The sequence below is a fragment of the Pseudomonas sp. SIMBA_068 genome (assembly GCF_046534705.1).
Lineage (GTDB): Bacteria > Pseudomonadota > Gammaproteobacteria > Pseudomonadales > Pseudomonadaceae > Aquipseudomonas > Aquipseudomonas putida.
Map to the genome: position 1 here is coordinate 1 of NZ_JAWRYI010001476.1, position 241 is coordinate 241.

The 241-nt window shown below is 49.8% G+C and carries 1 protein-coding gene; it reads right to left on the reverse strand.

Going from position 1 to position 241, the window contains the following annotated elements; genetic code table 11:
• Window positions 1-241 (reverse strand): heme-binding domain-containing protein (locus SB756_RS34545; RefSeq protein WP_410913813.1); only part of this gene is annotated, 241 nt, incomplete at both ends.

Genomic DNA, 241 nt, shown 5'->3' on the forward strand with positions numbered 1-241 from the left:
GCGCGCTGTTTTGCAATCCAGGCCAGTATTTCCGCCCGCTCTTCATCACTCACCTTACCCGCCCAGTGTAGCGCGGTATAACGCGTTGGTGGCATAGTTTCATACTGCATCACCCATTCAATCTTATTCAAATCGCTTTGCGAAACGGGTTTATCAGCCAGCAGTGCCGCACGCACGGCCTCAAGGTTAAAAGATTTATATCCAAGCTTAATGTCGTAATCCATCAACTGTTTCGCGCCAG